The 9,955-nt window shown below is 69.2% G+C and carries 6 protein-coding genes; 3 read left to right on the forward strand and 3 right to left on the reverse strand.

What is annotated here, in order from left to right:
• Positions 1 to 101 precede the first annotated feature (101 nt).
• Positions 102 to 1,556, reverse strand: coding sequence for a hypothetical protein (locus JSV65_02365; GenBank protein UCH35216.1), 1,455 nt, complete (start codon positions 1,554 to 1,556; stop codon positions 102 to 104).
• Between the two features lie 203 nt (positions 1,557 to 1,759).
• Between JSV65_02365 and JSV65_02370 the strand changes: the two genes are divergently transcribed.
• Complete coding sequence (locus tag JSV65_02370; GenBank protein ID UCH35217.1) at positions 1,760 to 3,382, forward strand: gamma-glutamyltransferase; 1,623 nt, start codon at positions 1,760 to 1,762, stop codon at positions 3,380 to 3,382.
• A 79-nt stretch (positions 3,383 to 3,461) separates the two neighbouring features.
• Here JSV65_02370 and JSV65_02375 read toward each other — a convergent pair whose 3' ends face one another.
• Positions 3,462 to 4,136: a lysoplasmalogenase gene (locus JSV65_02375; GenBank protein UCH35218.1), complete on the reverse strand. Its 675-nt coding sequence runs from the start codon at positions 4,134 to 4,136 to the stop codon at positions 3,462 to 3,464.
• Positions 4,137 to 4,430: 294 nt separating this feature from the next.
• Between JSV65_02375 and JSV65_02380 the strand changes: the two genes are divergently transcribed.
• Positions 4,431 to 5,390: an epoxyqueuosine reductase gene (locus JSV65_02380; protein UCH35219.1), complete on the forward strand. Its 960-nt coding sequence runs from the start codon at positions 4,431 to 4,433 to the stop codon at positions 5,388 to 5,390.
• A gap of 312 nt (positions 5,391 to 5,702) precedes the next feature.
• On the opposite strand, the gene JSV65_02385 is transcribed toward JSV65_02380, so the two are convergent.
• A complete protein-coding gene (locus JSV65_02385) occupies positions 5,703 to 8,558 on the reverse strand; it encodes a glycoside hydrolase family 127 protein (GenBank protein ID UCH35220.1) in 2,856 nt (951 codons plus the stop codon).
• A gap of 273 nt (positions 8,559 to 8,831) precedes the next feature.
• On the opposite strand from JSV65_02385, the gene JSV65_02390 reads away from it, so the two are divergent.
• Positions 8,832 to 9,955, forward strand: a 1,124-nt coding sequence (locus JSV65_02390; protein ID UCH35221.1) for a sulfatase, incomplete at its 3' end; no start/stop codon positions are given.

A 9,955-nucleotide genomic window follows, 5' to 3' on the forward strand; every position in this document is an offset into this window, starting at 1 on the left:
CCCCGCGATCGCCCGCACCGATGAGTGCGCTCCATCCATCCCACGCCTGCGCTTCTGCGGATCTCGCGCCGAAACGAAGCCGGCACGTGCGGCGTCGCCGTTCACTTGCCGCAGCGATAGGAGTACAGCCGCGCGTTCTTGAGATGAACCCGCAGGCTCACCGTCTTCCCCGCCGCAGCGGACAGGTCGGCCCGTTCCTTCCACCGCACCGCCAGGTCGGTGCCGTCGCCGCGAACCGGAATACAGTCACCCAGCGCGTATCCCGGCACCGGCTGCTCCGCCTCATCGAGCAGCTCTACGCAAATCTCTCCGTAGTCGCATTTGGCGTTGAGGAGCAGCTCGCCCCCGTCAATCACCCAGGGCGTTGTGATAACCTCGCCGCCGTCGAAGCTCGCATTGAGCGATGCGAAGCCGTCCGCGCGCAGCGTCGCCAATCCCACGCATACCGGCGCGTCGCAGTTGTCCTCCCCTTCGTACGGGCCGTGGCGTCGCGCCGATCCGCGGTAGTAGAAGTACAGCCGGTCGCCCACTCGGATCGGAGGCGACCCGCCGTTCCACGACATGAAACGACTCCACTCGCCCGCGCCGCCGCACGCAATCACCGGCGCGTCCGCGGGACACCGCTCCCAGCGCCGGCCGTCGCGGCTCGACATCAGCCAGCAGTTCAGCTCGTGGCGTTTCGGGTTGAGATCGAAAATGGACAGCAGGCCCAGGTACTGGTCGCTATAGACGAACCCCGAGTTGTTGTAGAACTCCTCTTCGTAGTGCCGCGTCCAAAGAAAGGTCTCCGGCTGCGTCCAGTGCGCGAAGTCCGTGCTGTAGCTGATGGCGCGGTGGGGGAGGTGCCGCAGAAACGCCACGTAGCGGTTCCTCAGCGTGTCGATCATCAGGCAGTGCGCGTCGCCCACCGGGCCGAGGTCATCGCTCCCCGGGCGCGGATGGAAGCGGAACACCGGCTCGGGCGTGTGCGTCCATCTCAGCCCGTCGCCGGACACCGCCGTGTAGATCCCGGCGAGCGGGCCGTCCCAGTCGTAGCTCGACCAGCCCAGCGCCTTGTAGCGACGCGCGGGATCCCGCTCCAGCGGATCTCTAAGCACCGACTCCCAGTGCGCCATGCCGTCGTGGTAGTCGGCCGGGATCACGATGTTGTTCGCCGTGCTGCCCTGATACTCGTGGAGGCCCAACTCCGGCCGGCGCCAGTTGATCCCGTCTTCCGAAACGGCATAGCACGTGACGTGACGGCCGTCCTCGAGCGCTGTGAGGTACCACATCTTAAACGACCGCTCCTCCGCGTCGTAAATCACGGAACACGTGAACCCGCGGCGCTCCCACGCCGCTTCAGGCGCGAGCACCGGATGCGGATGATTGACCGCCTGGTGGAACACGCGCTCGACGCCGCGCATCCGCTTGGCTCGCCCCGAGGGGTGGGCGTTCGCGACCCGCTCCAGGTCAACGAATAGCTGCGGGGTCTCCGGAAGCTTCCTCTGGGCCTCATCAGTCATCACTGCCGCTCCCATCAGAATGAGTAACGCCGCCGCCAACAAGCATCGCCTCATGACGCGCACTCCTTGCCCGCAACTGCGGACGCAGCGCCACCGCGCTCATCGCCGGGAGTCTTCGACGCCGCCGCGCCGTCAACCTACGCGGGCTCGCGGCGGACCGCCGCAGCACGGCGGGCGCTGCGAGAGGACACGCGCCGGCGACCGAGAACGTGAACCTCGCGGGCCGCAGTAGCACCATCGGCAAGAGGATTTCGCCTATGCAACAGGGACCGGAAGTCACCTCCGCGCGCGGCGCGGTCGCCATCGGCCCGGACGAGGCGGCGCGCATCGGCGCGCGCATCCTGGCGCGCGGCGGCAACGCCATGGACGCGGCCGCCGCGACCGCCATGGCGTGCTGCATGCTCCGGCCCGACATGACCGGCGTCGGCGGCTACGGGTTGTGCGCCATGGTGCTGGAGCGCGAGTCAGGCCGGGTGTGGTGCCTCGACGCCAACGCGCGCGCTCCCGCCGCCGCCCATGAGCGCATGTTCGACGTCGCGTCCCTCGCAAACGGCGCGCAAACGGGCCATGCAATCAACCGCGCCGAGTACGCCTGCCGCGTTACGGACGACGCCAACGTGCACGGGCCGCTCGCCGTCGGCGTCCCCGGCATGATGGCGGGCATGGGCACGCTGTGGGAACGCTGGGGGTGCCTCACATGGCCCGACATCGTCGAGCCGTCGCTGGCACTGCTCGGCGCCGGCTTCCCCTACGGCAGCGTCGCCCACGCCATCGGCAGTCTGCAGGATGTCATCCGTCGGTTCCCCGCATCGGCGGAGCATCTCATGCCCGACGGCAAACTCCCCGAAAAAGACGACACCTGGCATCGGCCCGACATGGAGAAAACCCTCGCGCGCCTCGCCGAGGCGGGGTGGCGTGACTTCTACCAGGGCGAACTCGGGCGAACCATCGCCGACTACCTCCAGTCCGCCGGCGGCATCCTGACCCGCGAGGACATGGCCCGATACGAGCCCCGGGTCGCGGAACCGCTCACCACGACCTACCGCGGCGCGACGGTCCACGGATCCATCCTTTCCAACGGCGGGCTCACCTCGCTGCAAGTGCTCAATATGCTGGAGTGCTTCCCGCCCGCCGAGGACAACAGCGTCGGCTATTGGCATCTCCTCGCCGAGATTCTCAAGCTTGCCTGGCGCGACCGCCTGATCTACCTCGCCGACTCCGAATCCGTGGACGTCCCCGTCCACAGTCTGCTGAGCAAGGGCTACGCGGCGGGCCGGGTCGAGGCGATCAGGCAGATGCCCGCGCACGTGGATCGCCGCGCGCCCGATCTGCTGACCGACGCCACGGGCGGCACCGTGCACCTCTCCACCGCCGACGCCGACGGCAACCTCGTCGCCGCGACCATCACCCAGGGCGGCGCCTTCGGCTCGTGCGTCACCGTGCCCGGCACGGGCATCATTCTCGGTCACGCCATGTGCCGCCTCGACCCGCGGCCCGGGCGCGCGAACTCGATCGCGCCGCGCAAGCGCCCGCTCAACAACATGGCGCCGATGATCGTGTGCCTGCCCAACCGCGACGTCGCCGTCGGCCTCCCCGGCGGGCGGAGGATCATCAGCGTCGCCGCTCAGCTCGTGCAGCGCATCGTGGATTACGGCGCCGGCGGTTACGACGCGGCGGCCGCCCCGCGCATGCACGTCGAGTTCAAGGAACCGGTGCAGCTTACCGAGTCCGCAGGGGATGATGTCATCCAGGCGCTGCGGCAAATGGGCCATGACATCGAGGCCGTGCGCGCGGTCGCCGGAGCCGCGCACTGCGCGGAGTGGCTGAGGGATATGAAGACTATCCGCGCCGGGGGCAACGACGGCGCCGCCGCGCCGTGATGCAGGCGAGCCGTCCGCCGTCAGGACTGGCGCACACCACCAGCAGTCCCGCCCGCCGCCATCGGTGCCCCGGCAGCGATCAGTTCAGCGCCGCGAGGTGCAGTCCCGCTCCCACCAGGATTCCGACCTGCCCGAGATGGTACGTCACCATGACCTTCAACCGCGCGCCCGGAAACGGTCGCACGAATCGGTCCCAGGCAAGCATGCTGTCCGACGCCAGAAACAGAACTGCGCCTGCGCTCGCGATCAGCGCGTGCACGCGATTCCACTCCGGGCGCATCAACGTCAGCAACGCCGAGAGCACCATCGCGCTGATCACCACGGCGTACACCAGAACCGGCGCAGCCAGGCCCGCTTCATTGCGGGCCCTCAGCCCTCTCGACAAGTGCAAGTAGATCCACGATGCGTACGCGGCCACGACCGCCGCCAGCAGCAAAGCCCCGAGGTTTAGCGCAGGGAGAGTCGGGTTGAAGCCCACTGCATAGGCCACCTGGGCCAGCAGGAATGACACCAGCCCTGCGAGGAACAGGTCGCGCGGCAGCATCAGGAAGACATCCCCCGCCAGCGAGAACACGACGCCGAACGCGAACCACGCCGCCCACCCGCGCAGCCCAGTTGCCTGCCACAGCCACGCAAGGAGAACGATCATCACCAGCGGCTTGAACGCGTATTCCAGCCGTCTCTCCTCGCGGGCCACGCCCACCCAGTCCACCGCGGCGAGTATCACGGCGACAAGAAGCAGCGAATAGCCCATGCACGGCTCCTCTCAGACCCACAGCGCTGCCGGCCGCGGGCGCGGCGTGCCGTCCCCGACCCCGCGCCTGCGAACGCCATCGTCCCGCCCTCATATTCCGATGGACGCCGCGCGTTGTCCTTTCACCCCTGCGCCCTTCGGTGCCTGCGCCCGATGCGTCCGCCGTCCGCCGCCGACGCGGCAAGTAGGCCATCACGCGCCCGCCGTGGAATGTGTATGCGGCACGAGCGGATCGGCCGGCCGCCGCATCACCCGACGAGCCCTGACGCGATCCGCCGCAGCGAGGACGAAGACATGGCCCAGGCATCAGAAGTGATCGAGCTGGCCGCAGCGATCAAGCAGCTGGCCGGGCAGCACGGCGCCGCGCTCGTCGGCATCGCCCCGGTGGAGCGCTTCGATCCCTTGCCGCCGCTCCACGACGCCGCACCCGGCGGCAGTGACCCCAGGGATTTCCTGCCCGAGGCGCGATCGGTCATCTCAATCGCGCAGCCCATTCTGAATCCCGTGATGGATGCCCCGGCGGTACTCGCCGACCGCGAGCTGGCGATGATCCCACCGCACGCCAAACGGCCGTATCTCGAAGCGCTCTACGGCCGCGTGGGGCATTTTGTCCACGACGTCATGCTCGAGTCCATCGGGCAGGTCGTCGGGCAGTACCTGCTCAGTCAGGGGTACGACGCCATGATCTTTCCGACCACGGGACTGCATCCTCGCGTCGAGGGGCTCACCGAGCAGGAGATCTGGGAAGGCCCGTCGCGGGAATGGGCGGACAAGTACTCCCCGCTGCGCCACACCTCCGGCCCGTTCTCGCATCGCCACGCGGCGACCCGGGCCGGCCTCGGCGAGTTCGGCTACAACAACCTCGTGCTGACCAGGGAGTTCGGCCCGCGGCAGCGCTTCAACTCAATCGTCACCGACGCCGAGTTGACTCCCGACCCGCTGATCGCGGAACCGATCTGCCTGCGCGACCGCTGCCGCCTGTGCCTCGACGCCTGCATCATGGCTTGCATCACCATGAGGGACGATCCGGCGGTGGTGGATTACCGCTCCGTCGAGAAAGACGACCGGGCGCGGATCTTCATAGACACGCCGGCCAGGACCGACGCGCCGCTGTGCCAGAGCCGGCGGCGCGACCGGGCCGATGCGCCGATCCGCGGCGACTGCGTCCGCATCTGCCCCATCCCACGCCCGCCCAAACACCTCCCCGCCCGCCTGCGCGAAATCGTGGAGCGGAGCAACTTCAACAGCGCTTGACCCCAATGGTGTTCCGCTAGGGCCGAACGGTTGTCATTCCGAGCGGAGCGAGGACTCTCGGCAAGGAATGCGCAACCACGCCGGAGGCCCTTCGCTCCGCCTTTGACTGCGCGAACCCCCACAACTTGGTGGCGCAACCGTCCCTTGGGCTCCGAAGCCTTGGCGAAGCTTGCGCGCCCAAGGCGTGGATGCTCGCTTGCGCAACCTCCTGGCCGCGAGGTCGCCGACCCCGCGAACCGTAGGGGCGGATGGTCTCATCGCCACTCATCCGCGGATTGGCCCCTTTGGCCGCCGAGCCGCTGACGGCCGCCGCTACGGGATCGCCGATCCGTGCCTCAGCCGGTCGAGGTAGTACAGCAGCGTCGGCGTGTTCCAGTAGCAGTTCGCGATCCAGTTCACCGACTTCTCCGCAATCGTCCGCTCGTACGCATCCCGCATGCTCGCCGCAAATGCCTCGTCACCGGTCAGTTCCCACGCGTAGCCCACCGCCGGCGCAATCAGCACGTTGTACCCGCTGTGCTTCCCGTAGTGCGGATTGTGCGAGTAGCCCAGGTAGTCACCCGGGCCCTCCGACCCCGTGTTGTCCTCCATGATGGATTCCGCCAGCCCGACCACCGCCTTCGCCGCGGCGACGTCCCCGCTCTGCCGGTAGTAGAGGTACAGCGGCTCCATCAACTGCGCGCACATCCACGGCACGTTGCCGCGGTAGTTGTAGTTGCCGTGCACCTCGGAGTAGCACCCGCGCCGCGCGTCAATCCGCGATAGCGCATCCCGCGCCAGCCGCCGCGCCGCCGCCAGGTACTTCGCATCCCCGGTCTCGTCATGCGCGCGCGTCAGGGTGATCAGCGCGCCCGCGTGATCCCGCACGGACCGGCTGCCGATGCCGGCATTCTCGCGCACGATGAAATCCGCCACGCCGAGAAACGCCGCCAGCGCGTCCGGATCACCGCTCAGCCGGTAGTACGTGTCCATCCCCTCCGCGCGCAGCATCGCCGACCACCACGAGCTGGTGTGGTTCGCGCCCGGCGCGTAGAGCACGCCCAGCCACTCCGGATGATCCGCCCGCCCGTGGCACGTGTCCACATCCATGCAGTGCAGGCATTGATCCTCGCCGCGGTCGAACCACCGCGCATCACCGCCGATCAGGTACTCGCTCAGCGTGCCCTGCATGATGTCGTAGTAGTTGTTGCGCCACGCCTCCGGGTTGCCCGTGTAGCCCGTCGCATCGGGGAAGTCGCGCATGCCGAGCGCCCCGTTGAGCACGGTCGGGCCGACCTCGCCGTAGGTCTGCTGCTGGTATGCGTGCAGCTCCGCGAACTCGCTCGCGCTGTGCGGAGCGGCGTGGCCCAAACCTCCCGAGGAGCAGAACCACTCCGACGAGGACAGCCTGGGCGGTCGCGCGAAGGCGTTGACGATGCCCGCGGCATCGGCGCGCGCCGCATCGGGAGGCAGGAACGCCAGAAGCACGTCGTGCCGCTTCGCCTCGCCCGGCACGGGCTCGTAGCATCCGCCCTCCGCGCCGCCCGCGAAGAGATCCACGCTCGTGCGCCCGCCCGCCGCGCGCAGCGACTTCGGGAACAGCTGCCAGAACCGGCGCACCGCGACGACGACCACCGCCTCATCACCCGCCGCCGCCGCCCAGCCCTGCGAATGCTCGCCACCGCCGACCTCCTGCGCGCCCTGCGTCACCGTGAAGCGATCCGCCGTCTCCTGCGTGATGGCGACCTCGTCCCCCGGCGCCAGCGGCTCGCAGTCGCCGCTCCACACCGCGCCCTCGCCGCGCGTTTCGAGCGTCAGCCCGAATCGCGTGATGCGCAGCGTCTCGTCGGTGTCGTTGAAGATGCGCAGGAAGACGCGCGCGAACGGCTGCCCCGCGTACGCGTGCAAGCGAAACACGAATCGCCCCAGGGCATCGTCGGCATCATCGCGCGCGACGAATCGCCCGGTCGCCTCAACCGTTGCGCGCACCGGCCCTCGCGCTTTCACCGCCACGCCGGCGACCTCGGGAACGTAACGCACATCGCCGCCTTCGCGCCGCGCGACGATCTCTCCGGTCAGCGGCCCGGCCACCCGCCGGCGCGATCCGGCGAACGCAATGCTGTCCATCAGGCGGCCGCGCTCGCCGCTCATTGCGATCGCAACCAAGCCGGTGTCAATGCGCACGCGGCCGGCCGACCGCCGCACCCGAACCACCTGCGCGGGCGTCGGCGCCGATCCTGCCTTCGATCCGAAGTGCACGCGCCACGGCTCCGCCGCGGCGCCTGCCGGCGCAATGAAATCGAGCAGCGCCCATCGCACGCTCCCATCGGCCCAGCGGTTCAACCTCGCGGCCTGCAGCGGCACGAGTCTCCCCGCCGGATCGCGCAGCGCGATGTGATCCAACTCCGTGACCCGCCCCGCCGGCAGCGGCACGCCGCAGGTCACCGGGAATCCCGTGGGCGGGATCGCGTCCGCCATTTCGAGCGTCAGCTTCGCCGGCCCGCGCCGCGCGGTGCCGAACGGCCGCAGCGGCCGGCGCTCCGCGTGGACCCGCTCGACCACGTCCTCCGACGGCCGCCGCTCGAAGCGAGCCAGCGCCTCGGCGCTCACCCGCCCCCGCAGCAGCGCCAGGTCGCCCCAATAGACGTGGGTCATGAACCGCGCGGGGTCGTCGGCCTTCTCGACGTGCGCCTCCGTGGAACCGATGTGGTGGAAGTCCTGCGGCAGCTTTGTCGCCGTCCCGACCTTGTCCAGCACGCGCAGCGCCAGGCGGAACGGCTCGCCCGGTTGGCAGTACGGCGTCAGGTCCACCTCGAAGCGCGTCTGCACCTGCGGCCCCTCCGCGTCCGCGACATCGCTCTCCCACACCACCTGCCCGTTTACCAGCACCTGCTTGAACCGGTGTCCCCCGAACCCCTCCCCGCCGAGCCAGTCGTCCGCCTTCGGCCGCCACTCGTCATTGACGTAATCATCGGCGCAGTAGAAGCGCACGCGATACGGCGGCTTCCAATCCGCGGGGATCATCGCCTCGCGCTCGATCATCCCGAAATCGCCGGCCCCCGCCGCCGCCCAGGGATGGGTGATGATGAACAGCGCGCGCCGGTCGGCGCGGCCTTCGTACTCGCCCTGGGCGGTGAAGGCCCACGAGCGCGCGTCCGTGACCTCCAGGGCCGCGATGTTGTTCGCCATGGATGTGCTCCCGGCGGCGCCCGCCGCGATGACCCAGGCCGCGCACGCCGCCGCTGCGATGAAAGATGTCCGGTGCAGAGTCGTGACCTCCGTGCTGCCCGTACTGCTTCGCCGCGCGGCGCTGCTCATCTTCTTGCGCGCCGCTCGTTGCGGTAGGATGCAGCCCGCTGCGAGCCGAAAAGACCGGGAAGCCCCGCGCGCCCTGGACCGGCGGGGCTTGCCGCGACGGGTTGTCCCGTCGCCCCTGCGCGATCCGGAAGAGGAGACGCCGTCATGCGAGTGCTCTACATTGACCTGGACTGCTGCCGCCCCGACCACCTGAGCTGCAACGGATACCCGCGCAGCACCAGCCCCAACCTCGACCGCATCGCGCAGCAAGGCGTGTCCTTCACTCGCTGCTACTGCGCCAACTCCCCGTGCGTCCCCTCGCGCGCCAGCCTGTTCTTCGGCCGCCACGGCTTCAACACCGGCGTCGTCGCCCACCACGGCCCCGGCGAGCTGTATCGCCATCACGATATCTACCGCTGCCACTGGCGCGACATGGAGCGCCCGATGCTCCCCATGCAGCTGTGGCAGCGCGGCATGAAAACCGTCAGCTTCAGTTGTTTCCACGACCGCCACAACGCCTGGTGGTTCACGGCGGGCTGGGAGCAGCTCCACACCTTCACGCGCAAGCGCGGCCAGGAGCGTGCCGACGAGGTCAACGCCGCCTTCCTGCCTTGGCTCCGCGCGCACGGCAGGGATGACAACTGGTTCGTCCATCTCCACTACTGGGACATCCACTCCTCGTACCGCCTGCCCGGCGACTGGCCGGAGAAGTTCCGCGGCCAGCCGGCGCCGGCGTGGCCGGATCAGGACACCATTGACGCCCATCAATCCTTCTATGGCCCGCGCTCCGCGGTTGACCTCTACACCGGCTACGAAGGCGGCCCCGGCAAGGGCCTGTCGCGCCCGGTGCCGTACATGCCCGACGCGATCCGCACGCGCGATGACTTCGCCCTGCTGGTTGACGGCTACGACGCGGCCATCGCATATGCGGACGACCACGTCGGCCAGGTGCTCGACCTGCTCGACGAGTTGGGCATCCTCGACGACACCGCCATCGTCGTCAGCGGCGACCACGGCGATTCCTTCGGCGAGCACGGCCAGTACATGGATCACGGCATCGCCAACGAGGCGGTGCACAACATCCCCATGATCGTGCGCTGGCCGGGGGTGACGGCCGAGCCCCGCCGCTGCGACCGCCTGATCTACGGCATGGACCTCGCGCCGACGTTGTGCGAGCTTCTCGGCCTGCCGGTGCCCTCGCGGTGGGACGGCCGCTCCTTCGCCGCCGCAGTGCGGGGTGAGCCGTTCGACGGCTGGCCGTACCAGGTCTGGGACCACGGCATCTACAC

This window comes from Armatimonadota bacterium, assembly GCA_020354555.1.
GTDB lineage: Bacteria > Armatimonadota > Hebobacteria.